Source organism: Devosia sp. Root685, assembly GCF_001427875.1.
GTDB lineage: Bacteria > Pseudomonadota > Alphaproteobacteria > Rhizobiales > Devosiaceae > Devosia.
This window is the reverse complement of record NZ_LMHK01000002.1, coordinates 674,157-699,156: the sequence shown is the minus strand read 5'-3', so window position 1 is coordinate 699,156 and position 25,000 is coordinate 674,157. Positions and strand designations below refer to the sequence as shown.

Sequence of the window (25,000 nt, the reverse complement as noted above, 5' to 3'; positions counted from 1 at the left end):
GACCGCTCGCGCCTGCCGATCTCTCCCCGCTATTTGTCCCGCGCCTAGACTTGGGGCTCCTCTCTCAATGGAGCCGATCATGGCCGACATATTCTCTTCGCATAATATCGACGTGGCGGCACCAGCCGCGGGCGCCTTTGCCATCACACCCAGCGATGGCGTGGTTTTCGACCAGCCGACGCGCGCCCTTTATGTCGGTGCCGCCGGCACCGTTCAGGCCGAAATGCTCTGGGGCGGCACGATCACGTTCGAGGGCGTGGCTGGTGGCTCCATGCTGCCGGTCCGCGTGCGCCGCGTGCTCAGCGGCACCACGGCCGGCTCTATCGTCGGGCTCTACTAATGAGCGGCCATGCGGGGCCCGCGCTCGGGCTTGGTTTTTCTACCAGCACTCTTCCCGCCGAAGCGGGCGGCGCATGGCTTGATGCGGATTTTGGCCGTGGCCGTTTTCGCTTCGCCGGAAGGGCGCTGGCCAATGAAAGCCAGTTCCGGCTGGCGGTCGGCGGAACGGTGCCGGCCAGCGGTCATCTGGTCATTGGTCCCCATGTTGCCGAAACAGCGCCGGAGCTTTTGTCCGATGGCAATTTTGCCAGTGGCAGCGCCAGCGATTGGGCGAGCACCGGCAGCGCCGTTGCCGTCGCCTCCGGAGCACTGCGGGTAACAGGCAGCGGCGGCAATGGATCGGGCGCTTACCGCACCATTGCCGGATTGATCCAAAGTGCGGGGCGGGCCTATCGCCTCAGCGGCGAGATCTGGCGCGAAACCTCGTCCAATGTGACTCTGGGCTTTGGCGCCGGGGGCGGCGGCACGGCAAACTATGCGCAGACGGCCAATCTGACCGGCACGACGCCGAGCCATGCCATGCTCTATTGCGGCGGGTTCAATCCTGCGACAGCCTCGATCGCCCTGCGCAATCTGACCAATCCATCGACCGGCATTTATTGGGCGGACAATCTCTCGCTGCGCGAGGCCATGCCCTGCGCCGGATTTCGGGCGGGCGCCTTATGCGGCGTGCTTGAGGCGACGACGCCCGCCAGTGGCGGAGCCGGTGGCGTGGTCTTTCAGGCCGATGACAATGCCGAATTCAACGGCAATTGGTTCGAGCGCAATTTCATCCGCCTTATCTGGGACGCGAGCCAGCGCCTGCGCTTCGTCGTCTCCTTCGGCGGCAGCGGTTCGCAGGTGGAGCAGGTCAATCTCGATCTCGGCGTGGTCGCGGCCGGCAGTGCTTTTGCGGTGGCGTTTTCGGCGAGGGACGGCGAATATCGCGCGGCGCTGATGGGCCAGCCGGCGCAGCAGGCATTGTCGGGCACATTTCCGGGGCTGGCGGCGCTGCGGCTTGGCCGTGGCCGTTCGAGCGTTTCGGGCCTTTGGACCGGCAGCATCGGGCGGTTGCGGCTTTTCGCCGAACCCATGGGCGAAGAGCAGTTTGCAGCGCTCGTCGCCGGCTCCGGCATTGTCGCCTGGGGCGATAGCCTGACGGCCAGCGCCGGGGCGACCGGCGGCAGCACCGGAAGTGCGACCTATCCTGCGGTAGCCCAGACGCTGTTTTCGCCTCGCCGCGCCGTCCTGCGGCAGGGCATGGGTGGCCAGACCTCGACACAAATCGCGGCGCGGATGAATGCACTGCCCATTCTCGTCACCGTATCGGGCGGCGCAATTCCGGCCTCGGGCGCAGTGGCCCTGACAGACAAATCGATAAATATCCTCGTCAATTCCGGCGGCTATGCAGGGACCATGCGGGGCTGGCTGGCAGGCGTCGAAGGCACGATGTCGACGGACGGTTCGGGCAATTGGAGTTTTGCCCGCAGCGTTGCCGGCACAAGTGTGCCGGTCGAGGCCAATACGCGCTTCATCTGCGCTTGGGGGCAATATCTGCGCGCTTATACGGCGTGGCTATGGCTCGGGCGCAATGGGGCGCAGGCGGGACGAACCGTGTTGGGCGATATCGCTGCGGCCGTCGCTTCGCTGGGCCATAGCCGTTATCTCATTGGCGGCATCCTCCCGAGCACGGCCGATAGCGGAGCCGGACTAACGCAATTGGCGACGCTCAACGCTCAACTGGCCAGCGCCTATGGCGACCGCTTCGTGAACCTGCATTCCGTTCTCTCGGCGGCCGCGAATGGATCGCCGGAGGATGCGAGCGATGTGGCGGCCGGTTTCGTGCCCCGTTCGCTGCGCTCTGATCACCTGCACCTCAACGATGCCGGCTATGCCCTTGTGGCGCAGGCGTTTCATGCGGCGCATATGGCGAAGGGTTTTTAGTGGGGAACTGACGCATGCGAAGCAAGCGGGCGGGGTTGCCGATGTGCACGGTCCAGTCGGGAATGTCCGAAAAAGCCACCCCGCCCGCGCCCAGAACCGCACCCGTTCCCAGTGCAACGCCCGGGCCGACAATGGCCCGGGCAGCGACCCAGGCGTCCGGGCCGATTTCTATCGGCCGTGCCACAAGGGCAAAATCCGCATCCACATCGTGCGTCGCAGCGATCAGATGGGCATATTGGGAGACGATGGCGTTTCGCCCCAGATGGATCGGCGCCTGACAGTAGATCACCGTCTGCCAGCCGATGACCGCGCCGTCCTCAATCGCGAGATTGGGCGGATACCAGATTTTCGCGCTGCCATAGACGCGCACGCCGCTGCCCACCCTGGCACCAAAGAGGCGCAGGATCATGCAACGCCAGCCATGCAGAGGTGGCGGCGTCCAGGCGGCGAACAGGGCCCAGCAGACAGTCCACAGGGCCCGAAAGAGGCGGTGGCGCCGGGAAAAGTGCCGGTCGGCAAGGCGGGTCATGGACGGGCCTCATCGAGAATGCGGGCATAGTGATCGAGCATCGAACGGGCGATGTCGGGCCAGAAAAATGGCCGGGCCGCCTGCCGGGCACGGTCGGAGCGCGCGGATTTTTCTACCTCACCCATGCCTTCCATTTGAGCGAGGAGGGCAGGGAAATCGGAAAAATCCGGCTCCATGCCCAAGGCTGCATCCGCGGCGAAAAGCTGGGGCAGGTGGCAGGCTTCAGTGAGAATGGGAATGCAGCCGTGACTAATTGCTTCCAGCGCTGCCATGGGCAAGCCTTCGCTGAGCGAGGGCAGAATGAAGAAACTGGCGCCCGAAAAGGCGCGCGCCTTACCTTCGCCGCCGAGTGCGCCGACGAAGCGCACGCGCTTCTGTCCTTTGCAGCGCGCGGCGACCGCCCCTTCGTATTCTGGCTCTCCCCAGCCGGCGATGGTCAGCACCATTTTCCTTGAGTGCCGTTCCCAGGCCTCGATCAGGGGAAGCACCTGCTTTTTCTCGTGCAACCGGCCGAGATAGAGCGCGCCGCCGCGATTTTTGGGCTCGCTCGTTGGAGCCGGTTCGACGCCATTAGCCAGGGTAAAAATGCGGCTGGCGAGCGCCGGCATATAGTCGCGCGCTGCGGCAGCCTCATGTTCGGAAAGGGCGTGGAGGTGAGCGTGGTGGAGCATGGGACGCTCGAACAGCGCCGCGTGCGGGCGTTTCAACCACGGTTTTCGCGCCAATATCCAGGGGTCGAGCATGCCGCGCGGCGATACGACGACCTTGGTTTGCCGCGGCGCGAGGCGGCCATGGAAAGAGCCGGCCGACCAGATGCCGTGGATATGGAGAATATCCGGCCTTAGCCGCGCAATCTCGGCCTGCATGGCAAGAGAAAAGCCATAGCGGCTGCGGCCGAGCCTATGCGTCAAAAGCGGCAGTTTGCCCCAGACATGCTTTTCATCCGCAAAGCCATTTTCGTGGCCACCCGCCACGATCACTTCGGCGCCGAGATCCGCCATGGCGCGCGCGAGACCCGAGACCGAGTGATAAAGCCCGCCCGCCGAGCGCCCGAGACGCGTCGAATAATGGACTATTCTCATGGGCGGACTTTCTCCGCCTGTCCTTTGGTGCTCCAGAGCCAAAGCGACAGCACCGCGCCATAACCGAGTGTTTCGAAAGCGACGAAGAAGAGTGGCGATGTTTGCATCAGAGCGAGCGCTAAACCCGTGAGGCCAAGGACGCAGACGCATGTGAGGCCAACAAGGGACAGGCGATGTCTGTTTTGCAACTGGAAGGCGTAAATGGCGGTGGCGGAGAGTTTTTCGAGGCTCTGCCAGGCAATGAGCGCCAGAACCAAACCATGGGATACTCCTAAGGGTGGGGCGGCCAGCGTCACCAGAATTCCGGCTACGAGCGCCAGGTTAGCTTGGCCCGTAAGGCTGAGACCCATGCTCGTCCGGTGCCGCGTCAGCTCGATCCGCCGCAGATAGGCGACAAGCAGGCCCGCCGCGTTGAACGCCTGCTTGGCATAGACGATCAGTGCGGGCAGGGGGCCGGTAAAACTTGCGCCGAGGACGAAGAGGGTGGCGCGGCCATAGAGTTGGCCGACGCCCTGCGTTCCCATGATGGTGGTGATTTCGACGAGCGCTGGGGTGAAGCCGGCCCTCATTGTGGGACGATCGCGGCGAACGAAAAGCACATGTATCGCGGCGAGCACTGCGCTGCTCCAGAGCGCTGCATGACCGGCCATTTCGGCGGTAATTTCGCCGCCGAGAACCGCGGCGAGGCATAGCGGCAGCATCCAGCCGTTTTGCAGCAGCATGGCCCAATGCTGAAACCCGCGCCGGTCCAGATCGGCGTCGAGAAGGGGAAACCGCAACAACAGGGCAATAGCAAGGAAGGGCAAAAGGGTAGCGGTATCGGCGGGGGCGACATGCCAGAGGATTGGAAGCACGGTCACGAGCAATGCCGCGATCCCGGCGCGATAGACGAGGTAAGCGGACCGCATCGCGGCGTGGTCGTGCCGCAGCCGGAGCATGGCGGGAATGAGCCCGGAACTGCCATCGAAGGCGAAGAACACGAGCCCCAAAAGCCCAACATATTTAGCGAGCGAGAGCACCGCATCAGCCTGCCCGGTGGCCACGAGCCAGGTCTGGGCCAGAAACAGGCTGCCCGGTGGCGCAGCGGCAAGGGCGAGGCCCGCAATGTGCCGTGCGGCTTTCATGGCAGCATCCTGTGGACGCGGGCAGGGGTGCCGAAGGCGAGAGCCTTCGCGGGGATGTCGCGATTGACGAGGCTATGGGCGCCGATCACCGCGCCATCGCCGATAGTCACGCCCGGCAGGATGGTGACATGGCGGCCGATCCAGACAGTGTTGCCGATGCTCACGGGCCGGACGAGGTAACCACTCTCGAGAATAGGCAGGTCCAGATCGATGCGGTGGTCGCTGTCGCGAATGCTGCAACCGTCTCCAATGCGTGTGCCATCGCCAATCGAAACGGTCTGCCGCGCCGAGAGGATCGTGCCCTGATTGACCGACACATCGCGGCCAAGTCGCAACTGGCCGCCTTCGGCTACGGCGAGGGTGATATTTGGCCCAAGAAAGGTCCGGTCGCCTATCTCCATCGTGCCGGTGACGCCGGCGCAGCGGATTGGTCCGGCAAAGGTGACGTTTCGGCCAAAACTGATCCACGAGAGATAGACATGACGATACCAGAAGCTGCGCGCCGCGCCTGCCGCGACGTCGATTGCCCTGGTGACATAGCGTGAGGCGGTATGGGTCATGACAGCACCCGAGAGGCGGGGCGCGGGTAGGTGCGCCACAAACTGCCAATGGCGGCGGCGAGAAGGAGAATGGCCAGCCGGAAAATCGCCGTGTCGAAGCCGCCGCGTAGCGCAAAAATGGCGAGAAGCGGGATCAGACTGACGACGAGCGCCTGCGTGAGGGGGCGCAACCCGGCAAGGGCGCGATAGGCATTGTCGAGCAGCGCCAGCACACCGCCGAAAGCGATGCCCATTGCCGCGACGCAGATGAACCCACCTGTGGCAAAAGCTTCGCCGGCCAGCCCCGGTGTCAGGCCGCCGAGACCGTCCCGCGCCTCCATCAGACGCAGTGCCCGGCTCAGCTGCAGAGGCTTTTCGGGGAAGAGCGCGCGCGGAAACAGCTGCTGCAATACCTGCCAATACTGTGCGCCCTGATAGCCGGCTTCCTCGACGAAGCGAGATGCCAAAGCATAGCTTTCAAGCAGCGAGAGTTGAGAAAGGGTCAGCCGGATGGCTTCAACGAGGTCGGTCGCTTCGCCTTGTAGGGTGAGGCGGAAGCTGAGTGTCAGGAGGACCAGAATGGCTGCAATCCCGGCTGGCAAAACGAGGCCCCGTAGCCGGACACGACGATGGGCAAGGAAGACGAGGCCAAAGGCGATGCCCGTGATGGCAAACTGGATCCGGCCTCCCAAAAGCCAGAAAACCAACAGGATCATGCCCATTGAAACCCACGGCGGTGCCGACCTGCCAGCGGCCGCATGGGCGCAAAGGATCGCGGTGGTGAAAGCGGCGACACAGGCAAGGGCGTAGGTCACCGAAAAGAGGGTGCTCCCGACAGGCAAGCGAAGGAAGCCGGTCTGGGCGAAACCAACCGGTCCGCCCGGCGCGGCGGCGATCAAGCCGAGCAAGGCGAGCATCAGCAGGGCGTGAAACCGCTTCGGCCCGGCCGAACCGACCGCCTCTCTGGCCGGAGCGCTTGCGGCCGGCGCCCGCGCAAGGAGCCAATAGCCGAGATACCAGCCCAGGCTGGCGAGCCCGGCAATGGCGGTCGCGGTGTTGATCTCGGCTCGCAGCGTTGCCGACATGAAGTCAGGGTCGAGAAAGGCCAGCGGCAAGGCGTGGAAGAGCAGGATTGCCACGCTCAGAAAGATCAGACCGGGCCGGCCATGCCTGAGCGCAAGGAGCAGGCCGAGGATACCGGCGGCCATGAGCGCGAGCGTCACGGGCGAAGGCTTTCGGCGGCCAATGCCGGATCGCGGCTTTGACCCGCAGCCTCGATGGCGCGGACGAAGTGGGCCAAAATGGTTTCGCGGTGCCAGCGCCGCTCGGCCCGTTGCCGCGCGGCTTGGCCCAGCTTTTGCGCCAGCGCCGGGTCATCGGAAAGCCGCTCGATCGCTGCGGCGAGCGCCATGGCGTCGCCAGGTTCGACCGCGAGGCCACATCCTTCGATCTCGTCGAAAATCCCCGTTCCTCTCGCGGCCGTCGCGACGACAGGACGGCCGGATGCCAGCATGTTGGCGAGCTTGCTCGGCAGGACGAGATCGGCTGCACCGGCAATCTGGGGCAGCAGATGGACCGTCGCGAGCCCCAAAAGCTCGCCCAAATGCTCGCGCGGCTGCAGATCGAAGAAGCGAATATTGCCGAGGTCGCTCGCTGTGGCCTCAAGCTCGGCGCGGTATGGGCCATTGCCTGAGATCACGAAGGTGATGTCGCCCCGGTGGGCAAGGGCGCGCGCGGCGTCCAGAACCAGATCGAGCCCCTGCTTGCGCCCCAGCGCGCCGGAATAGAGCGCGACATGGGGCGTCGCGATGTTCCATTTTTGCCGCAAGGCAGACGGACGAACGAGGGGCGTTACGTGGGCGAGGTCGCCCCAGTTCCGGTGCTCGGCAATGCGTTCGCGCGCAACGCCTTTTTCGGCGAGCCGGCGGCACATGGCCGGAGAAATCGTGCTCACCCGGTCAAAGCTACGGAGTATTTTCTCCTCCGCCCCACCGAGCAGGTTTGCGATCAGGCGGTTGTTCGAAACAAGCCCGGTCGCCAGCGCTGCTTCGAATTCAAAATCCTGAAGATGCAGCCATGAGTTGGCGCCAGAAAGGCGCGCCGCAAGCAGCGCCAGAGGCGCGGCCATGAGGCTCGGGGCGATGGCAATCACCCGGTCCGGCCGCCAGAATAGCGCCTCGCCCAGCAGGATCGGCGCAGCAGCAAGCGCAAAGCTCAATTGATGAATGAGCCGCATCGCGCCGCTGGGGCGATGGGGGATAAAATGCGGCACGCGGCAGATGCGGACGCCGCCAGCATCCTCCCTTCTCCAGCCGCGATGGCCGGGCCGTGGGCGCCATTGCGGATAATAGGGCTGGCCGACGACGGCCTGAACCTCGTGGCCCCGCTCGGCCAGCGCCTCCGCGAGCCCAGTTGTATAAGGCCCGGTGCCGATGATTTCGGGCGCATAATTGAGGCCGAGCAGCAGGATTTTCATGTCGCTACTCCCCGCGCCAATTGCGCCCGATACCAGGCATAGGTCTCTGCCAGACCCTCTTCGAGCCTGATCTTGGGCCGCCATCCCATCCGTCGCAGGCGGCTGGTATCGAGCAGCTTTCGGGGCGTGCCATCGGGCTTGCCGGGGTCGAGCGCAATGGCGCCGTCAAAGCCCACTGTCCGGCAGATCAGCCGCGCCAGGTCGATCAACGCGATGTCCTCGCCATAGCCGATATTGACCGGTTCGGCCCCGGCATAAGTCCGAAGCAGCAAGACCAACGCGTCGGCGCAGTCATCGACATGCAGAAATTCCCGCCGCGCCGTGCCGGTGCCCCAGAGTTCGAACTGGCCGGCGCCGCGCGCCCCCGCTTCGTGGGCCTTGCGCAAGAGGGCAGGGAGAACGTGACCTCCTTCGAGATCAAAATTGTCGTGGGGGCCATAAAGATTGGTCGGCATGGCGGCGATAAAGTTGCGGCCGAATTGTTGGCGATAGGCTTCCGCCAGTTTCAGCGCGGCGATCTTGGCGAGCGCATACCATTGATTGGTCGGCTCAAGCGGGCCGGTCAGCAGCGCCTCCTCGCTGATCGGCTGGGCTGCGAATTTGGGATAGATGCAGCTTGAGCCGAGAAACAACACGCGGTCGATGTCTGCCTGATGCGCTGCCCGGGCGATATTGAGATTGATGGCGAGGTTGTCGGACAGAAACCCCACGGGGTCCCGGCTATTGGCCAGAATGCCACCAACCCTGGCGGCAGCAACGATGATGGCATCGGGCTGCGCTTCCCCGACAAAGGCCTCCACCTCGGCCTGACGGGTGAGGTCGAGCGCCTTCCGATCCACGGTCAGCAGAGTGCAGGCTTCGCCTTTCAGGCGCCGCATCAAAGCGTCTCCCACCATGCCATTGTGGCCGGCGATCCAGATGGTTTTGCCGCCGAGCGAGAAGCTCGGCTCTGCCATTCCTGCCGTGTGATGGTCCGGGTTCGCCTCTGCCAAAGGCAAGGCTTCGCCCTTATGCTCTTCCGACATTTTCGTGCCCCCGCAGCCTGAAGAGGGCTTTAGTCTTGGCGCGAACCGGCTTGGGGTCAATGCGGATTAATTGACCTGTCATATGTGTATTTACGGATTTTTTACGATAGGCCCGCGGCGTTTGCGGGGGTAGTCTTGCAGGGCAGTAGTCTGGCTTCACCACGCCTCCAAACGCCCGTCGAAACAAGAAAACGGCGCCGCTCAAATGAGGGCGCCGCCTTGTCTTGCAGGTTTGTATTGCGAACGATCAGAACTCGTCCCAGTCGTTTGCGACGGCCGCATTGCCCTGGCTCAGATATTGGGTCTGAGCCGGCTTGGTCCTCGCAGAGGGGACAGGCGCGGTGCGGCGCGGCTGCGGCTTTTCCTGTGGTTGCGCGCGCTGGGCGATGTGGAAGACATCGACAATGGTGTCGAGTTCGTTGGCGCGGGCTTCGGTCTGTTCGATGGCCGCGTTGGTTTCTTCGACCAGCGCCGCATTGTGCTGGGTCATTTCGTCCATTTGGCGCACGGCGACATTGATCTCCTCGATCGCCTGCGCCTGCTGACCGCTTTCGCGGGCGATTTCGGCCATCATGGCGCTGTTGCCGCGCATGGCTTCCAGCATGGAGCCAAGCTTGCCGGCGGCGTCGGACACGAGCTTGGCGCCGCCATCCACTTCCTGGGCGCTTTGCTCGATCAGTACCTTCACTTCCGACGAGGCCTGCGCCGCCGATTGGGCGAGGCGGCGCACTTCGACGGCAACCACCGCAAAGCCCTTGCCCGCATCGCCCGCGCGTGCCGCTTCGACGGAGGCGTTGAGGGCGAGGAGGTTGGTCTGGAACGCGATGTCGTCGATCATGCCGATGATGTTGGAGATCTTTTCCGAGGCCGTGGTGATCCGGCCCATGGCGGCGGTCGCCTGGTCCATCACCTGGCCGCTCTGCACCGCCGATTGCGTCACCGCCTCGGCTGCCGTGCTGCCGCGCTGGGCGCGCTTGGCGTTTTCGGCGACGGCGGCGGCAAGCTGTTCCATCGTGGCGGAGGTTTCCTCGATGGTCGCAGCCTGACGCGTCGTACGTTCGCTGAGGTCATTGGCGCCGGCAAGGATTTCACCGGTCGCGACCTTGACGCCGCGCGAGGTGGTGCGAAGGCGCGTCACCACGTCGGTCAGCGTATCGGCCACGCGGTTCATGTCGGTCTGGAGTTCGAGGAAAGCCCCCTGATGCGAACCGGTCATGCGCTGGGTCAGGTCGGTATCGGCGAGGGCGGCAAGCACCGAGCCGGCATCGGCAAGGCCCATGCGAACGCTCGACACCATGGAATTGAAGTTCCGCGCAATGCGGGTGATGTCGTCGTCGTCGAACTGGGTGGTGATGGCACGGCTGAAATCGCCGGCAAGGGCCGCTTCCACCACGTCGTCGAACTGGCCCTGGAAGGTTTCCATGGTTCTGGTTCGTGCAGCGGCGCGCAGGGCCGCAGCCTGTTCCCCGGCCGTCATGGACGCCATCTTGATGCCGTTGTCCTTGAACACCTGCACCGCCTCGGCCATTTCCCCGATTTCGTCGGAGCGGTTGAGGCCCGGCACTTCGGTTTCGAACTTGCCTTCGGAGAGATCGCGCATGGCAAGGGTCAGGTTGCCGATCGGACGGCCGAGCTGGGCGGTGCCGAGATAAAGCGCGGCGGCGGTGCCGGCGAGAATGCCGAGGCCGGCGGTCACCAGCAGCAGGGTCCGCATCGTGCCCTGGAAGCCGACGATCTCAGCCTGAATGACTTTATAGGCTTCAAGATCAGCCGCGACGATGGTGTCGATTTCGGCCTGGAATGCCTTGCGATTGGCGCGGTTGGTGTCGTTATTGCCCTGCACATTGGCTTCGGCGGGGTCGACATCGCGGCCGAGGCGGGCGATCTCGGTGCGGAAGTCTTTGAACTCGGCCGAACGGGCGACCATGTTTTCGAAGGTGGCCATGTCGCTCGCTTCAACCAGCGGGCGCCAGGTGGCGATAACCTCGTCGATCCGGCCGAGCTGGGTGATGATGCCTTCGGCGAAGGGGGCAGCCTTTTCGGTATTGGCGGCGGCATAGATGCCGCGCGATTCCATGACCACGGCGGTGACCAGCCGGTTCATGGTTTCACCGTAAAGGGCGCGCTTCGACGAGTTGTCGAGCCGTTGAATCTGATGGTCATATTCAGCCACGACATAGAGGCCGATGCCGGTGATCAGCGCGGCGACAACGCCCATGATGCCGACGATAGACAATACCTTGCCGCGAATGCGCATGCGACAATACCTTTTCAGTCTTCGCCGTGGGGGCACGGCCTGGGTTTTTCCCGCCGCTTCATTTCATTTTCGTGACAATGCACGTTCTGATCGCGAAGCCGGCGGTTTACCCAAGCAATGTAATTGTTTTCCTCTTAATGTATGGTGAAGCACTTATGAATTGCCCAAATCATAGGCAGATCAAACACTTGCAGAACCGGCTTTTGCTTGGCCGATTGCAGTTTTAAGCGCCGCAACACGCGCGCCGTCGGTTTGGCGGCGGCCGGGGCTGACAAAGCCGAGCCGCGTGGCTGGTGCGCTATCGCCCGGAATTGGGCTTGAACAAGAGCCGTGAATGGCCCCGAGCGGCGCTGCGGCAAGGATGGTGCCGACATTGCTGGCATCAATCCCAGCACCCGCCATGATGGTAATGCGCCCGGCCGCAATGCGCTGGGCAAGGACCAGATCATCCAGCCCCGCGGGAGCAGAAGCGGCGCGGCCCGAGGTGAGGATCGTATCAAAGCCCAGCACAACGGCCTGTTCGATCGCTTCGCCAATATCGGGCACGAGATCGAAGGCGCGATGCAGCGTTTTCTTCAGCCCCCCGCTTGCCTCCACCAGAGCTGCGAGCATGTCCATATCGAGGCTGCCATCCGCGCGATTGGCGCCGAGCACCACGCCCTCAAGACCAAGGGCACGAACCGCGGCAATATCGGCGCGCATCATGTCGAGGTCGTCCGATGTAAAGACGAAATCGCCGGCGCGCGGGCGGATCATGACACGGGCGGTGACACCCATGTCTGCCGCCAGCGCCATCAAGCCCGCAGTGGGCGTCAGTCCACCCAGTTCGAGGGCTGAACAGAGTTCGATGCGATCGGCACCACCCGCATGGGCGGCGCGGAGGCCGGCGGCGGTATCGACACAGATTTCGAGTAGCGTCATGCAGCGCCTCCGGCAAGCCCGAGCGCTGCGGCCCCAATCAGCCCGGCATCGGCAGTCAGTTGCGCCGGCACGACCAGCGGCCGGTCGAGTTTTCTGAGGATGCGCGGCCGCACCGCCGCGTCGAGCCGGGCAATCAGTTCGGGGCTATTCCCGAGCCCGCCGCCTACGGCGATGATGTCGGGACCCAGGATGTTGACCACCAGCGCCAGGGGCTGCGCCACCAATTCGATGAAGAGATCCACCGTGCCTGCCGCCCTGGCATCGCCCGCAAGCCATTTTGAGACAACCTCAATGCTAGCAAGGTCGGTGCCATGCAAAAGCCTGTGCAGTCTTTCAATACCGCGCGCCGCGCCAACGGTATCGAGACACCCCGACAGCCCACAGCCACAAGGAAAGTGCGGCACGTCATAAGGCGGCACGCTGACTTTGGTCGCGACGATGGTGCCATGGCCCCATTCGCCGCCCAGCCCCGCCGCACCGGGATGGAGGCGCTTGTCCACGACGATTCCGCCGCCGACGCCGGTCCCCAAGATCGCGCCGAAAACCACGCGATGCTCACGCCCCGCGCCGGCCGTCGCCTCGGCCAGCACGAAACAGTCGGCGTCATTGGCAACGAAAACCCTGCGTCCCCAAAGCCCTTCCAACTCTTGGGCAAGCTTCCGCCCATCGATACAGGGGATATTGGCGCAGGTGACATGCCCACTCGCCGGGTCGACTACCCCGGTCACCGAAATAGCCACCGGCGCGCCATCAGGAGCGCCGCCCGGTTCGATCAGCCCTGCAATGGCCGTGACAAAGGCCGGAAAATCATCGCGCGGCGTCGGCACGCGGCCGAGCGGGGCCAGATTGTCCGGCGCGGTGGCGGTGGCGCCCTTGATCGTCGTGCCGCCAATATCAAAGCAGGTGATCATGGAATTTTTTGTTCTCTGAATTGGGCCGACACTAGCCCCTCGTTCTCGCCGGTTCCAGCGGTGGGTGGCGGCTTTCCCACATGCGCTCACCTTGCGCCATCGGACGGAAACTGGCTAAGGATCGCCCTTCATTATCGGAAGGACAAAGCGTGAGCCAGGTGGCGATCATTGGCGGTGGACCCGCCGGGCTGATGGCAGCGGAAGTGCTGGCCGATGCCGGCCTTGCCGTAACGCTCTTCGAAGCCATGCCGACCGTCGGTCGCAAACTTCTTATGGCCGGAAAGTCCGGGCTCAACCTCACTCACTCCGAAGAGCACGCTTCGCTGCGCGCCCGCTATGGCGCCGCCCTCCCGAGCCTGCAAAAGGCCCTCGATGCCTTCACCGCCGAAGACTTCAGAAACTGGTGTTCGTCCCTCGGTATCGAAACCTTCGTCGGCTCCTCCGGCCGCGTCTTCCCCAAGGCCATGAAAGCCTCGCCGCTGCTCCGGGCCTGGCTTGTTCGGCTCGCTGAAAAGGGCGTCACTATCCACACGCGCCATCGCTGGACCGGCTTTGACGGCGCAAAACTGCGCCTGGAAACACCCGAGGGCGAAAAGGTCTTCACTTTCGATGCCGTGCTTCTCGCCCTCGGCGGCGCGAGCTGGCCCAAGCTGGGCTCTGACGCCGCCTGGGTGCCGTGGCTGGCCGAGAAGGGCGTTGCGATGGAGCCCTTCCAACCCGCCAATTGCGGTTTTGACGTCGATTGGAGCGAGAGTTTCATCGAGCGCTTTGCCGGCTCGCCGCTGAAATCCGTGACCGCCACCAGCGCCGCAGGCACCGTGCCGGGCGAATTCGTCGTCACCCGCTGGGGCATCGAAGGCAGTCTCGTCTATGCCCATTCCGCCGCCCTGCGCGACACCCTAGCCGCCGGAAATCCCGTTACCCTCGACATCGACCTGATGCCCGGCCGCTCGCGCGAGCGCCTCGCCAAGGACCTCGCCCGCCAACCCGCAAAACTCAGCTTTTCCAATCGCCTGCGCAAGGGCGCGGGGCTCGATCCGGTCAAGGTTGCCCTCTTGCGCGAATGCCGGCCCGATGCCAACACCCTCGATCCGGACGCGCTGGCGGCCGCGATAAAATCCGTGCCAATCCGCCCTCTACGCCCCCGGCCCATCGCCGAAGTCATTTCCTCGGCGGGCGGCGTCGTCTTCCCGGCTCTTGACGAGCATTACATGCTCAAAGCCCTCCCAGGCGTTTTCGTCGCCGGAGAAATGCTCGATTGGGAAGCGCCGACCGGCGGCTATCTGCTTACCGCCTCATTTGCCACAGGCCGCGCCGCTGCCGAGGGCGTGGTGGCGTATTTGCGAGGCTGACGAGGCGCCCCTGTGGCCCCGGTAGCCCTCATGGTGAGGTGCGAAGCGCAGCGTAGCCTCGAACCACGAGGGCGTGCCCCGATGCCTCAGTGCCACGCCCGCGTGGCGAGGCTTTGCAAGAGCAAAGCACCTCACCATGAGGGCTACTTTCAGCGATAGCCTGCCGCCTGCAGTTCAAACAGTTCGGAATAGCGGCCACGCTTGGCCAGCAATTCCTCATGCGTGCCCGCTTCGAGAATGGCGCCGTGTTCGAGCACCAGAATGCGGTCGGCCATGCGCACGGTCGAAAAGCGGTGCGAGATGATGACGGCCGTCTTGCCCTGCGCAAGGCCCTTGAAGCGCGCGAAAACCTCGGCTTCCGCCTTGGCATCGAGCGCCGCCGTCGGCTCGTCGAGAATGATCAGCTCGGCATCGCGCATATAGGAGCGCGCGATGGCCACCTTCTGCCATTCGCCGCCCGACAGGTCGCGCCCCTGCTTGAAGAGCCGGCCCAGCTGCTGGTCATACCCCTGAGGCAATTTGGCAATGACCGCATCCGCAAGGCTCTGTTCGGCGGCCTGGTCAATCCGGAGTTGATTGGTTTTCTCCTCGACCCGCCCCACCCCGATATTGTCGCGCGCCGTAAAACTGTAGCGGATGAAATCCTGGAAAATGACGCCCAGATGCGCGTGGATTTCGGCCGGCGCCATGTCCTTCAAATCGACGCCATCTACGCTGATACGGCCCTCGCTCGGATCATAGAGCCGCGCCAGCAGTTTGACGATCGTCGTCTTGCCCGCGCCATTCTCGCCCACCAGCGCCAGCGTCTCGCCCGCCCTGAGCGTAAAACTGAGGTTCCGGATCACCCAATTGTCGCTTTCGGGATAGCGAAAGCCGACATTGTCGAAGCGAATGCCCTCGCGGATCGGCACCGGAAAAGCCTTTGGATGCTTCGGCGGCAGCACCGTCGGCTCGATCTCGAAGAATGAAAAGAGATCGTCGAGGAACATGGATTGCCCGGCAATCTGGGTAAAGCCGAGCAGAATTTTCTGGAACAAGCCATTGAGCCGCAGGAACGAGCCCGAGAGAAAAGCGAGATCGCCGATGGAAAAATCCCCGATGATCGTGCGCCAGACGATGAAGGCATAGGCCGCGTAATAGGCGAGGCTGGAAATGGTCGCAAAAACCGCGCCCCAGCCGGCCCGCAGGATGGCGATGCGGCGGTTTTCGACGAAAATATCGTAGGCGAGCTTCTTGAACCGCTCGATCAGAAAACCGCCGAGACCGAAGAGTTTTATTTCCTTGGCGGTTTCGGCGCTGGCCCCGATATAGCGCAGATATTCCAGCTCCCGCCGCTCCGGCGTCCGCCAGCGGCTGACCATATAGGCCATGGTGTTGAAGCGGGTTTCGCCCCAGATCGAGGGAATAAAACTCAGCGGCAGCAGCAGGATCAGCCAGGGGGCAAAGACAAAAAGACCCGCCGCCAGCGTCAGAACGGTGATCATGTCCTGCGCCTGGCCAAAAAGCTGGCTCAGAAGCGCATTGCGGCCCGCGGCCTGGCGCCGGGCGCGCTCCAGCCGGTCCTGATATTCGGCCGATTCGAAATGCATCAGGTCGAGCCGGGCGGCATGCGCCATCAATTCGGTGCTGACCTGATTGGAATGAAGCTCGGAGAGGATGGAATCGACGAGCCCCGTCGCCCGCCCGATGGCGTCATTGACCAGCACCAGCCCCATTTCGATCAGCAGATAGAACAGAACCGGCGTCAATAGGCCCGCATTCCACCAGTCGATGAGATTGGGGCCGGGGGCGGTGACCGCGGTCAGGCGCACCACTTCATCAACGATCAGCTTTGCCGCATAAAGCACGGCAATAGGCTGCAGCGCCGCGATAAGCCGCAGCCCGATGCTGGCCGCGGTCATGGGCCGGCTAGTGCGCCAGATTTGTGCGATCAACCGTCCGAGGTGACGGAGATTGTCGAGGCGCTGTTTTAGGGTCGGGGTCTGTTCGGCGATAGGCGGGGGTCGCCGCCCTGGAAGGTCGGTCATGCCCCAATCATAGCGCCGCCCGCTGGCGGCGCAAATATAAGACTTGGTAATGTTTTGCGGCTGCGTGGGTCAGTCTTCGACGGCCAGCGCACCCAAAACGTCCGGCGGCGTCCAGCCCTCGGGTTTCAGCACCTTGCCATCGCTGCGCTTGACCACCTTGCCGGTCACAGGATCGACCTTGGCCATGTTCGAGCGATGCACCTCGGCCCAAACGCGCTCAAGCGGAATGCCGAATTCGAGCGCCGTGCCGATAGCGACATAGATCACGTCGGCAAGGCCATCGGCGATCTTTTCCATATCGCCGCGTGCGAGAGCGTCCACGGTTTCCTGGCACTCTTCGGCCAGCAGCGCTGAGCGCAAGGCGGCGCGTTCGGGCACGAATTGCGGCTTGGCCAGCACGGGTAGATCACAGACCTGATGGAAGCCGGCCACGTCGGCGAGGAGGGATTTCATGTTGGGTTTTCCAAAAGTCTGGCGAGATAGAATATCACGCTCGATTGTCACCCCGGCGAAGGCCGGGGTGTGGATTCTCGTTTGAAGTGCAACATCTGATTGGAGAATGCCTCGGCGGGGGTTTTCCAGTCGAGGCATTTTCTGGGTGTGTTGTTGTATTGGAGGATGAGACTGGCAAAGCTGGTCTCATCCAGAGCGGCCAGGTCTGTCTTTTGTGGCAGGACGCGGCGCATTCGGCCGATGGCGTTTTCGATGCCGCCTTTCTGCCAAGGGGCATGAGGGTCGCAGAAATAGGTCGCGATCCCCAAGGCATGCAGGTCATAGTGCCTGGCAAACTCGGTGCCATTGTCGAAGGTGACGGTGCGGCGCAACGGTTCTGGCAGGCCAGCCAGAGCTGCGGCGATGGCCCTGGCGACTGGTTCGGCCTGCTTGGTGCCGACGGGACTGCCCACCAGCACACGGCTCATGCGTTCATGCAGCATCAGAATGTTCTGTCCGTGGCGAGCAAAGGCCATCAGGTCAGCTTCCCAGTGGCCGGCCACGGTGCGACCGAGAGCCTCGGCGGGCCGCTCCGCCAAGCTGACGCGATGCTTCATATGCAGGGCGGGGCTGCCGCCCCGTACCGGTCGCCAGCCGCGCTTGGACTTGGCACGGGGTAGATAGTTGCGCCAGGTGAAGTCGTTGTGGCGCCGGATCTGGGCATAGATGAAGCGATAGATGGTCTCGACACCCACCGACCGGCCCGCTTGCCTGAGGCGCCCGGTGATCTGCTCGGGTGACCAGCCACCTCGAAGCTGGTCGAGCACGTTCTGGCGCAAATCCGGATCGCGGTCGAGCTTGCTGCCGCTCCAGCGCCGGGCCTCGGCCTGCAACTGAGCCTGCGCCGCCCGATAGCCGATCTGGGTGCCAGTGTTGCGCTTCAACTCCCGAGCAATTGAAGACGGCGCGCGATCCAAAGCTGCAGCGATTTGGCGGATCGAGGCCCCTTCGGCCGATAAGCGGGAAATCTGCGCCCGCTCTTCAAGGTCAAGCTGTCGATATCTCTGTCCCATCGCAACACCTTAAGCTGGTGTTGCACTTCGTTTGAGAACTCAAGGGACCCATCTCGAGGTTTTGGAGATGGGCCCCGGATCAAGTCCGGGGTGACAGCCTGTGGGTGCTTTTACATCAGTACCAATCACTTCAAATTACGCAAAAACCCCGCCAGATCGCCCGTCACATGGTGCACATGCGGTCCAGTAGACTGCCCCAGTTCCCAGGCTTCCACCTGGTCATGCGCAAAGCCTGCCCCCGCCACCACCTGCACGGTCGACATGCCGATTTCGTGCGGCACGACGAGGTTCTTTTCGAGGTCGTCGAACATCGCCGCCTTGGCCGGGTCGATGTCATGACGGGCCAAAAATCCGTCATAGGCCTCGCGATGCGGCTTTGGCACATAGGTCATGGCGCGGATGTCGTAGACATCTTCGAACAGGTCGGGATCGCCAAGCCGCCCGAGCACCGATCGGGCATGGCCGACATCGCCATTGGTCAGAATGAATTTGCGGCCGGGCAGGGCGCGAATGGTGTCGATCAGCGCCGGGTGCGGATCGACCGGCGTATAGTCGATGGCGTGGACGGTATGGAGGAAATGATCGGGATCGATCGCGTGCCGGTTCATCAGTCCGTTCAGCGTCGTGCCGAAATCACGATAATAGCTCTTCTGCAGCGTGCGGGCCGCGTCGAAATCGAGCTTTGTGACGTCCATCACATAGTGGGTGATGCGCACGTCGATCTGGGCGAAGAGATTGCACTCGCGCGGATAGAGGGTGTTGTCGAGATCGAACACCCAGTCAGTGATGTGGTCGAGATTTTTGGGGGCAGTAGATGTCATTGCCCCATACTGCCACAGCGAGATTGAAACTGCATCCGGGATGCGAGCCCCCCGTAGGAGGCTCGCAAAAGCGTGTTATTCGGCAGCGGGCTGATTTGCCGTGATCGCCAGACCAAGCGCCGAGATCAGGCCGGCCGGGTTGGCGGCAGCGGCGCTAAGGACGAGGAGCGTCGTCGGGGTTGCCGGACGCACAGCGACTTCGATGCTCTTGGGATCGTCGAGGAAGGCATTGGCGGCCGGGACGACGAGATCGGTCAGGGCCGGAATGCCGGCTTGGCCGACAAGCTGGGGCACCATGGCCTTGAGACCTTCGACAAACTGGGCGCGGTCGGCGCCGGACTGGGCGGCGAACATGTCGAGCAGTTTTGGTGAAAGGCCGGCATCGTCATAGCGCAGGCTCGAACCCGTCAGGGTCAGGGCCTGGAGCAGTTCCATGCCCACCATCATCTGCTGGGCCTGGACTTCTTCCGGCGTCGAACCCTTCGAGGCGGCTTCCACGGCATAGACCTTTTCGAGCACGGCCGGGGTAAAGCCGGAAATGTCGGCCTTGAAGTTGATGGCGCCGATATCGGCGAAGTCGAAGAGGAAGTTATCGATGTCCAGGTGGCCATCGGTCATGTTCCAGGTCATCGACTGGCTGATATTGCCGTTGATCTCGGTCAGACCCAGAGCCTCAATCACCGCGCCGGCTTCCGCATCTTCTTCGGAAACGGTCGAGAGATCGGCCCAGATGCCGTTGACGGCAAAGGTCGAGGCAATGTCGGTCAGCGCATCGGCGTCGTCATAGGTGAATTCGTTGACCGCTTCGATGGAGTCATAGGTGATCACTTCGGTGCCGTCGCGGGTCACGGACAGCGGGCCGGTGGTCAGGCTGCCGACGGATTGAAGGAGCGCGGTGACATTCACCTTGTCTTCGGGCGGCAGGTAGATGTCAGTGGCCGAAATATCGACCAGCGACAGATGGCCGACCGGATCCTTGGCGAATTCAGTGTCGATATCGGGAATGGTCAGCGTGTCGGCGGTGAAGCTGCCGTCCTCGCCTTCGGCAACGCCGGCGAAGGTCAGTTCGGTATCGACGGTCCAGGGTTCGTCCACACCGGGGATGGCGACAGTGGCGCCATCGACGGTGATGGTCGTGCCATCGAGCGTGGCGGTGCCGAACTTGATGTCATAGCCGCCAATCTTGTAGACCGCAGCGATACGATCGACGAATGTCTGTGCGTCGAGCGCCATGGCCGGCTGCATCAGCGCGAGCGTGGCCATGCCAGATGCCAGCATCAGGCCCTGGATCTTGTTGATTTTCATCATGGTCTGCGTCTTCCTCGATGTTGTGAAGGGCGCGGTCGTCGGTATCGAACCCCCGCGCTGCCCCCCGGTTTGATTGCCCCTAGGGCAGTGAATTGCAGTCGATGTACGGCAGAATTGCGTCAACGCTTATAGTGACGCTTTATTTCGCCTGCATGTCGAACTCGTCTTACGGAAATCGGTTCAATTTGTTTCAAGAAATTGCCGGTAGGCCGGATTTTCCGTTTCGTTCCAATAGGGAAAGCCGATCGCGTCGATATGGGCGTAAAAGTCCGCGCGCGTTGCTTCCGGCACTTCGACGCCCACCAGCACCCGCCCATAATCGGCACCATGATTGCGGTAGTGGAATAGGGAAATATTCCAGGCGTCGTTCAACCCTTCGAGGAAGGTGAGGAGCGCGCCGGGCCGTTCGGGAAACTGGAAGCGGAACAGCATTTCGTCCGTCAACCCCGCCACCCTTCCGCCCACCATGTAGCGCACATGGAGTTTTGCGACCTCGTTGTCGGTCATGTCGGTGACGCCGAGCCCGTTGGCGGTGAGGAGATCGATGATCTCGCGCTTTTCCCTGTCGCCCTGCGCGAGTTTGACGCCGACAAAAATGTGGGCAGCGCTGGCATGGGCATAGCGATAGTTGAATTCGGTGATGGCGCGGCGACCAAGGAGCCGAATGAAAGCGCGATAGCTGCCGGGCGCTTCGGGAATGGTCACGGCCAGCAGAGCCTCGGCCCGCTCGCCGATTTCGGCGCGTTCGGCGACATAGCGCAGCCGGTCGAAATTGACATTGGCGCCCGAATTGATGGCGATCAGCGCACCCTTGGGCGCATCGCCCATTTCGATATGGCGGCGGAGCCCCGCGAGCGCCAGTGCGCCTGCCGGTTCGGCAATGGCGCGCGTGTCGTCAAAGATATCCTTGATAGCCGCGCAAATCTCGTCATTGCTGACGGTGATGATATCGTCGAGCAGGTCCCGGCAGAGCTTGAACGTCTCGTCGCCCACCTGTCGCACCGCGACGCCATCGGCAAAGAGCCCGACCTGATCGAGCGCCACCGGCCCACCGGCGGCAATGGCGGCCTTCATGCTGGCGGCTTCTTCGGGCTCGACGCCGATCACCTTGATTTCGGGCCGCAGGAATTTGACGAAGGCTGCGATCCCCGCCGCCAATCCGCCGCCGCCGATGGGCACATAGATGGCGCCGATCTCGCCCGGATGCTGGCGCAGCAGTTCCATGCCGATCGTGCCTTGGCCGGCAATCACATCGGGATCGTCAAATGGGTGCACGAACACATAGCCATGCCGCTCCGCCAGCCCCGCAGCATGGGCGCGCGCTGCGTCAAATCCGTCGCCAAAGAGCACGACCTCGCCACCGAGCCGGCGCACCGCATCGACCTTGATATCAGGCGTCGTCGTCGGCATGACGATGACCGCGCGCACGCCGAGCCGCGTCGCTGAAAGCGCCACGCCCTGCGCATGATTGCCGGCGGACGCACAGATGACGCCGCGCGCACGTTCCTCGCCGGTCAACTGGCTCATGCGATTATGCGCGCCGCGGATTTTGAACGAAAAGACCGGCTGCAGGTCCTCGCGCTTGAGCAGAATTTCCTGGCCCAACCTGGTCGAGAGCAGCCGCATCGGGTCGAGCGCGGTCTCCTCGGCAACCTCGTAAACCGCTGAAGTCAGGATTTTTCGCACATAGTCGGTCATGGCACGGCTTCCCAGAATATGGGGGTGAAGGACGCCTGCTGACAGCAAATGTCAACGCCCCGCCTTAGCAAAGCCGCATGCGTTTCCGGCATGGCACATTTTCTCAATCAAATGATTGATTGAGGAGTGCGCCGGGTGTATTGGAGCGCACCCAAACGAGACTCCCACACCTCCATGTGCCCTGAACAGACCCAGTTCCATAAGCGCGAAAGCGGCGACGAGCGGCGCATTGCCATTGCCCGTGCCGCGCGCGCCCTCATCATCGAGAAGGGCCTCGAAGGGCTGCGCACGCGCGATATTGCCGAGCGCGTCGGCATCAATATCGCAACGCTCCACTATCACGTGCCCACCAAGGAGGCGCTGGTGGCGCTGGTGGCGGCGACGCTGCGGACCGATTTCAAGAGCCAGGCGCTGCGCCATCCCCGCCGGGACCTGCCGGGCCTCGCGCAATTGCGCATCGAGTTCGACGAATTCCGCGAAACTGTCGCGGAAATGCCCGAAGTCATCGGCGTTCTCAGCGAACTGGTCGATCGCGCCCGCCGCGATGCTTCGATCGCCGACATTATCCTGCCCATGCAGTCCTTCTGGACCGGCCAGTTTGCGGAAATCTTCCGCATCGGCATCGCCGATGGCTCCTTTCGCCCCGATATCGACCCCGATGCCGCGGCTATCATGGTCACCGCCTCCCTCTCCGATTGCTGGCGTCCCCATCGCCGCGCTTCGCTCGAACTCGTCATCGCCGAGCTCGAGCGCGCCTTTTCCCTCCCCGTTTCCAATCAAGGCTGAACCTCATGTCCTCTCCTCACGCCCATGCGGCCGATGCACCGCCCGATCCACGCCGCTGGGTCGGCCTTTTCGTGCTGCTGATCGCCAATTTCATGAATCTGATCGACGTCACCATCGTCAATGTGGCGCTCCCCTCGATGCGCGACCACCTCGGCGCCACCGACAACCAGATCGAATGGGTCGTCGCCGCCTATATTCTCGCCTTCGCGCTCGGGCTTTTGCCCTTCGGTCGCCTCGGCGACATTTTGGGCCGTACGACGCTGTTCCTCTGGGGCGTCGCCGGCTTCACCGTGGCATCGGCCCTTTGCGGCCTCGCGCCAAACATCGAGTTCCTGATCGTCGCTCGCATCATCCAGGGTCTTGCCGGCGCCATGATGACCCCGCAGGTGCTGGCCATCGCCACCGTCACCTTCCCGCCGCACGAACGCGGCCAGGCCTTTTCGCTGTTCGGCCTCTCGGCCGGCCTTGCCTCGGTCTGCGGTCCCATCCTTGGCGGTGTGCTGATCTCGGCCAATCTTTTCGGCCTTTCCTGGCAGCCGATTTTCCTCGTCAATATCCCGATCGGCATTGCCGCGGTGGTTGCCGGCTGGTTCCTCATTCCGCGTCTTCCCGGCCACCCGACGCTGCGCAACGACTATGTCGGCATTAGCCTCTTCGGCCTCGGCATCATGGCGGTGGTGTTTCCAATCGTTGAAGGCCGCGCCTATGGCTGGCCCGTCTGGGCTTTCGGCATGATCATTGCCGGTCTCGCGCTCCTCGTCTCGTTCGTCTTCTGGACCCGCCGCCGCGCTGCGCTCGGCCAGTCGCAATTGCTGAACTTCGATCTGATCACCAACCGCCAGTTCATGTTCGGTGCTCTCGTCGTCACCATTTTCGCCTCGGGCATTCCGGGCATGTTCATGGTGATTTCGCTGCTCTTGCAGGGTGGCTTTGATTTCACCCCGCTTGAATCGGGCCTCGCCAATACCCCGTTCTCGGTGGGTGTGCTTATTGCCTCGCTCATCGCCGGCCGCTTCGGCGCCCGTTATCTGCGCGGCCGTCTGGCCCTTGCCGGCGCTCTGCTCACCTTCGGCATCGGCTGGCTGCATTTCTACATTGCCGGGGTCACCGACAGCGTCGATCACTGGGCCTTCCTCCTGCCGCTCCTCATTGCCGGCATCGGCCTTGGCCTCGGCTTCTCCTCGCTGTTCCAGCTCGTCCTTGCCAATGTGCCGGGCCGCGATGCGGGTGCGGGCTCAGGCGCGCTGCAGGCATTCCAGCAGGTTGGTGGCGCGCTTGGTGTCGCCATTATCGGGGAACTGTTCTTCGGCAGGCTCGGCACGTCGCTCGGCGGCGGCGTCGCGCCTCACGCAGCCTTTGCCGAGGCAGGCTCGCTGGCCCTCTGGTATCAGGTGATCAGCTTTGGCCTCGTTTTCTTCCTCGCCTTCCTCTTCAAGGCGCCGAGCCCGAAGAAACAGGGTGGCGCACCACAGCACGTCGCCATCGAAGTCTGAATGAGGGGGCCGCGTTCGCGCGGCCCTTTTTACGCGGCCTTGAACAGCAATTCCCAGGTCTGATAGCAGGCCAGCAATACGACGAGCGTCCCGACCAGCAGCATCAGCCGATTGGCCGGCAGCACCCGCACCACAAAGCCGGCAAGGGGCGCCGCGGCAATGCCGCCCACCACCAGCCCCGCCACCGACCAGAAATATTGGTCGATCCCTTCGGCATCGGCCCAGTGGCCGGTCAGGAGTGCGGTGATGAACGCCACCGAAACCGCGGTGGTCACGAAGAATTCGACCGTATTGACCGTACCGATGATATAGCGCGGCGCGCCGCCCGAACCGATCAGGCTCGTCGTCACGATCGGCCCCCAGCCGCCCCCGCCCGCCGCATCGACAAAGCCCCCCGCAACCCCGAGCGGCAGGACGATCTGCGTGCGCGGCTCCTTGTACGCCCGGCGGGCGCGAAAGGCGCGATAGAGAATATAGACCCCCAGCAGCCCCAGATAGACCGTCACAAACGGGCGCAGCACCGCCCCATCGATGGCGGTAAGAAGATAGGTGCCGAGCACGCCGCCGAGGATCCCGGCCGGCGCCAGCCGCCAAAACAGCTTCCAGTTCACATTGTGATTGCGCACATGGCTCGTGGCCGAGGCGGCCGTCGTGAACATTTCCGCCGCATGAACGCTGGCCGATGCGGCGGCAGGGGGCACGCCGAAGGAAAGCAGCATGGTGGAACTGACAACGCCATAGGCCATGCCCAGCGCGCCATCGACGATCTGGGCTAAAAATCCCACAGCGAGGAAAATGAAAAACTCAGAGCCCAAAATGCCTCACAGGTCGGAACACAGAAGGCCGAAACACCATTCGCGGAGAACGAGTTCCGAGCATTTGCA

At 63.3% G+C, this 25,000-nt stretch carries 22 protein-coding genes; 5 read left to right on the top strand and 17 right to left on the bottom strand.

Features of this window, described 5'->3' with window-relative positions; genetic code table 11:
* The first annotated feature begins 79 nt into the window (after window positions 1-79).
* Window positions 80-340, top strand: a complete 261-nt coding sequence (locus tag ASD83_RS11780; RefSeq protein WP_056312358.1) for a spike base protein, RCAP_Rcc01079 family — start codon at window positions 80-82, stop codon at window positions 338-340.
* Window positions 340-2,262, top strand: coding sequence for an SGNH/GDSL hydrolase family protein (locus ASD83_RS11775; RefSeq protein ID WP_056311073.1), 1,923 nt, complete (start codon window positions 340-342; stop codon window positions 2,260-2,262). Before ASD83_RS11780 ends, ASD83_RS11775 begins: the two co-directional genes overlap by 1 nt.
* Here the strand turns inward: ASD83_RS11775 and ASD83_RS11770 are convergent.
* The 10 genes from ASD83_RS11770 to ASD83_RS11725 all read right to left on the bottom strand — a co-directional run bounded on the left by ASD83_RS11770 (window position 2,195) and on the right by ASD83_RS11725 (window position 13,126).
* Window positions 2,195-2,791, bottom strand: a complete 597-nt coding sequence (locus ASD83_RS11770; protein WP_056311072.1) for a DapH/DapD/GlmU-related protein — start codon at window positions 2,789-2,791, stop codon at window positions 2,195-2,197. The two genes, ASD83_RS11775 and ASD83_RS11770, sit on opposite strands and share 68 nt — an antisense overlap.
* Window positions 2,788-3,873, bottom strand: a complete 1,086-nt coding sequence (locus tag ASD83_RS11765) for a glycosyltransferase (RefSeq protein WP_056311071.1) — start codon at window positions 3,871-3,873, stop codon at window positions 2,788-2,790. Before ASD83_RS11765 ends, ASD83_RS11770 begins: the two co-directional genes overlap by 4 nt.
* Window positions 3,870-4,997, bottom strand: a complete 1,128-nt coding sequence (locus ASD83_RS21135; protein ID WP_056311069.1) for a hypothetical protein — start codon at window positions 4,995-4,997, stop codon at window positions 3,870-3,872. The genes ASD83_RS11765 and ASD83_RS21135 overlap by 4 nt, the downstream gene beginning before the upstream one ends.
* On the bottom strand, window positions 4,994-5,557 hold the full coding sequence (locus ASD83_RS21470; RefSeq protein ID WP_056311067.1) for an acyltransferase: 564 nt from the start codon (window positions 5,555-5,557) through the stop codon (window positions 4,994-4,996). Before ASD83_RS21470 ends, ASD83_RS21135 begins: the two co-directional genes overlap by 4 nt.
* Window positions 5,554-6,759 (bottom strand): hypothetical protein, encoded by a 1,206-nt coding sequence (locus ASD83_RS11750; RefSeq protein WP_056311065.1) that lies wholly within the window; start codon window positions 6,757-6,759, stop codon window positions 5,554-5,556. Before ASD83_RS11750 ends, ASD83_RS21470 begins: the two co-directional genes overlap by 4 nt.
* Window positions 6,756-8,012 carry a WcaI family glycosyltransferase gene (locus tag ASD83_RS11745; protein WP_056311063.1) on the bottom strand — a complete coding sequence of 419 codons (1,257 nt, stop codon included), beginning with the start codon at window positions 8,010-8,012 and terminating at the stop codon, window positions 6,756-6,758. Before ASD83_RS11745 ends, ASD83_RS11750 begins: the two co-directional genes overlap by 4 nt.
* Window positions 8,009-8,968, bottom strand: a complete 960-nt coding sequence (locus ASD83_RS11740) for a GDP-L-fucose synthase family protein (RefSeq protein ID WP_056311061.1) — start codon at window positions 8,966-8,968, stop codon at window positions 8,009-8,011. The genes ASD83_RS11745 and ASD83_RS11740 overlap by 4 nt, the downstream gene beginning before the upstream one ends.
* A 316-nt stretch (window positions 8,969-9,284) precedes the next feature.
* The gene (locus ASD83_RS11735) at window positions 9,285-11,294 is read right to left on the bottom strand and encodes a methyl-accepting chemotaxis protein (protein ID WP_056311060.1); all 2,010 of its coding nucleotides are present in this window, start codon (window positions 11,292-11,294) and stop codon (window positions 9,285-9,287) included.
* 180 nt (window positions 11,295-11,474) lie between these two features.
* Window positions 11,475-12,215, bottom strand: coding sequence for a copper homeostasis protein CutC (locus tag ASD83_RS11730; RefSeq protein WP_056311058.1), 741 nt, complete (start codon window positions 12,213-12,215; stop codon window positions 11,475-11,477).
* Window positions 12,212-13,126 (bottom strand): ROK family protein, encoded by a 915-nt coding sequence (locus ASD83_RS11725; RefSeq protein WP_056311056.1) that lies wholly within the window; start codon window positions 13,124-13,126, stop codon window positions 12,212-12,214. The genes ASD83_RS11730 and ASD83_RS11725 overlap by 4 nt, the downstream gene beginning before the upstream one ends.
* Window positions 13,127-13,275: 149 nt before the next feature.
* Here ASD83_RS11725 and ASD83_RS11720 point away from each other — a divergent pair, with 149 nt between their 5' ends.
* On the top strand, window positions 13,276-14,478 hold the full coding sequence (locus ASD83_RS11720) for a TIGR03862 family flavoprotein (protein WP_274532579.1): 1,203 nt from the start codon (window positions 13,276-13,278) through the stop codon (window positions 14,476-14,478).
* Window positions 14,479-14,627: 149 nt separating this feature from the next.
* Here the strand turns inward: ASD83_RS11720 and ASD83_RS11715 are convergent, their stop codons facing one another.
* The 6 genes from ASD83_RS11715 to ilvA form a co-directional block, all read right to left on the bottom strand.
* The gene (locus tag ASD83_RS11715; protein WP_056311054.1) at window positions 14,628-16,505 is read right to left on the bottom strand and encodes an ABC transporter ATP-binding protein; all 1,878 of its coding nucleotides are present in this window, start codon (window positions 16,503-16,505) and stop codon (window positions 14,628-14,630) included.
* Between the two features lie 69 nt (window positions 16,506-16,574).
* A complete protein-coding gene (locus tag ASD83_RS11710; RefSeq protein ID WP_056311052.1) occupies window positions 16,575-16,958 on the bottom strand; it encodes a MazG nucleotide pyrophosphohydrolase domain-containing protein in 384 nt (127 codons plus the stop codon).
* A 47-nt stretch (window positions 16,959-17,005) separates the two neighbouring features.
* The gene (locus tag ASD83_RS11705; protein ID WP_056311048.1) at window positions 17,006-18,010 is read right to left on the bottom strand and encodes an IS30 family transposase; all 1,005 of its coding nucleotides are present in this window, start codon (window positions 18,008-18,010) and stop codon (window positions 17,006-17,008) included.
* A 125-nt stretch (window positions 18,011-18,135) separates the two neighbouring features.
* Window positions 18,136-18,831 (bottom strand): pyrimidine 5'-nucleotidase, encoded by a 696-nt coding sequence (locus ASD83_RS11700; RefSeq protein ID WP_056311046.1) that lies wholly within the window; start codon window positions 18,829-18,831, stop codon window positions 18,136-18,138.
* 75 nt (window positions 18,832-18,906) lie between these two features.
* Window positions 18,907-20,139, bottom strand: coding sequence for a hypothetical protein (locus ASD83_RS11695; RefSeq protein WP_056311044.1), 1,233 nt, complete (start codon window positions 20,137-20,139; stop codon window positions 18,907-18,909).
* 180 nt (window positions 20,140-20,319) lie between these two features.
* Complete coding sequence (ilvA, locus tag ASD83_RS11690; protein WP_056311042.1) at window positions 20,320-21,837, bottom strand: threonine ammonia-lyase, biosynthetic; 1,518 nt, start codon at window positions 21,835-21,837, stop codon at window positions 20,320-20,322.
* A 174-nt stretch (window positions 21,838-22,011) separates the two neighbouring features.
* Here ilvA and ASD83_RS11685 point away from each other — a divergent pair, with 174 nt between their 5' ends.
* Both ASD83_RS11685 and ASD83_RS11680 read left to right on the top strand, forming a co-directional pair.
* Window positions 22,012-22,623: a TetR/AcrR family transcriptional regulator gene (locus ASD83_RS11685; RefSeq protein WP_056311040.1), complete on the top strand. Its 612-nt coding sequence runs from the start codon at window positions 22,012-22,014 to the stop codon at window positions 22,621-22,623.
* A gap of 5 nt (window positions 22,624-22,628) precedes the next feature.
* Complete coding sequence (locus tag ASD83_RS11680) at window positions 22,629-24,116, top strand: DHA2 family efflux MFS transporter permease subunit (protein WP_056311038.1); 1,488 nt, start codon at window positions 22,629-22,631, stop codon at window positions 24,114-24,116.
* 29 nt (window positions 24,117-24,145) lie between these two features.
* On the opposite strand, the gene ASD83_RS11675 is transcribed toward ASD83_RS11680, so the two are convergent.
* Window positions 24,146-24,931: a sulfite exporter TauE/SafE family protein gene (locus ASD83_RS11675; protein WP_056311036.1), complete on the bottom strand. Its 786-nt coding sequence runs from the start codon at window positions 24,929-24,931 to the stop codon at window positions 24,146-24,148.
* Between the last annotated feature and the right edge of the window lie 69 nt (window positions 24,932-25,000).

Coding starts and splice junctions, on each gene's coding strand:
- ASD83_RS11765 (WP_056311071.1), bottom strand. CDS start 3,873: ATGAGAATAGTCCATTATTCGACGCGTCTCGGGCGCTCGGCGGGCGGG.
- ASD83_RS11775 (WP_056311073.1), top strand. CDS start 340: ATGAGCGGCCATGCGGGGCCCGCGCTCGGGCTTGGTTTTTCTACCAGC.
- ASD83_RS11715 (WP_056311054.1), bottom strand. CDS start 16,505: ATGACCGACCTTCCAGGGCGGCGACCCCCGCCTATCGCCGAACAGACC.
- ASD83_RS11685 (WP_056311040.1), top strand. CDS start 22,012: ATGTGCCCTGAACAGACCCAGTTCCATAAGCGCGAAAGCGGCGACGAG.
- ASD83_RS11710 (WP_056311052.1), bottom strand. CDS start 16,958: ATGAAATCCCTCCTCGCCGACGTGGCCGGCTTCCATCAGGTCTGTGAT.
- ASD83_RS11705 (WP_056311048.1), bottom strand. CDS start 18,010: ATGGGACAGAGATATCGACAGCTTGACCTTGAAGAGCGGGCGCAGATT.
- ASD83_RS21470 (WP_056311067.1), bottom strand. CDS start 5,557: ATGACCCATACCGCCTCACGCTATGTCACCAGGGCAATCGACGTCGCG.
- ASD83_RS11780 (WP_056312358.1), top strand. CDS start 80: ATGGCCGACATATTCTCTTCGCATAATATCGACGTGGCGGCACCAGCC.
- ASD83_RS11740 (WP_056311061.1), bottom strand. CDS start 8,968: ATGGCAGAGCCGAGCTTCTCGCTCGGCGGCAAAACCATCTGGATCGCC.
- ASD83_RS11680 (WP_056311038.1), top strand. CDS start 22,629: ATGTCCTCTCCTCACGCCCATGCGGCCGATGCACCGCCCGATCCACGC.
- ASD83_RS11700 (WP_056311046.1), bottom strand. CDS start 18,831: ATGACATCTACTGCCCCCAAAAATCTCGACCACATCACTGACTGGGTG.
- ASD83_RS11695 (WP_056311044.1), bottom strand. CDS start 20,139: ATGATGAAAATCAACAAGATCCAGGGCCTGATGCTGGCATCTGGCATG.
- ASD83_RS11730 (WP_056311058.1), bottom strand. CDS start 12,215: ATGACGCTACTCGAAATCTGTGTCGATACCGCCGCCGGCCTCCGCGCC.
- ASD83_RS11770 (WP_056311072.1), bottom strand. CDS start 2,791: ATGACCCGCCTTGCCGACCGGCACTTTTCCCGGCGCCACCGCCTCTTT.
- ASD83_RS11745 (WP_056311063.1), bottom strand. CDS start 8,012: ATGAAAATCCTGCTGCTCGGCCTCAATTATGCGCCCGAAATCATCGGC.
- ASD83_RS11735 (WP_056311060.1), bottom strand. CDS start 11,294: ATGCGCATTCGCGGCAAGGTATTGTCTATCGTCGGCATCATGGGCGTT.
- ilvA (WP_056311042.1), bottom strand. CDS start 21,837: ATGACCGACTATGTGCGAAAAATCCTGACTTCAGCGGTTTACGAGGTT.
- ASD83_RS11725 (WP_056311056.1), bottom strand. CDS start 13,126: ATGATCACCTGCTTTGATATTGGCGGCACGACGATCAAGGGCGCCACC.
- ASD83_RS21135 (WP_056311069.1), bottom strand. CDS start 4,997: ATGAAAGCCGCACGGCACATTGCGGGCCTCGCCCTTGCCGCTGCGCCA.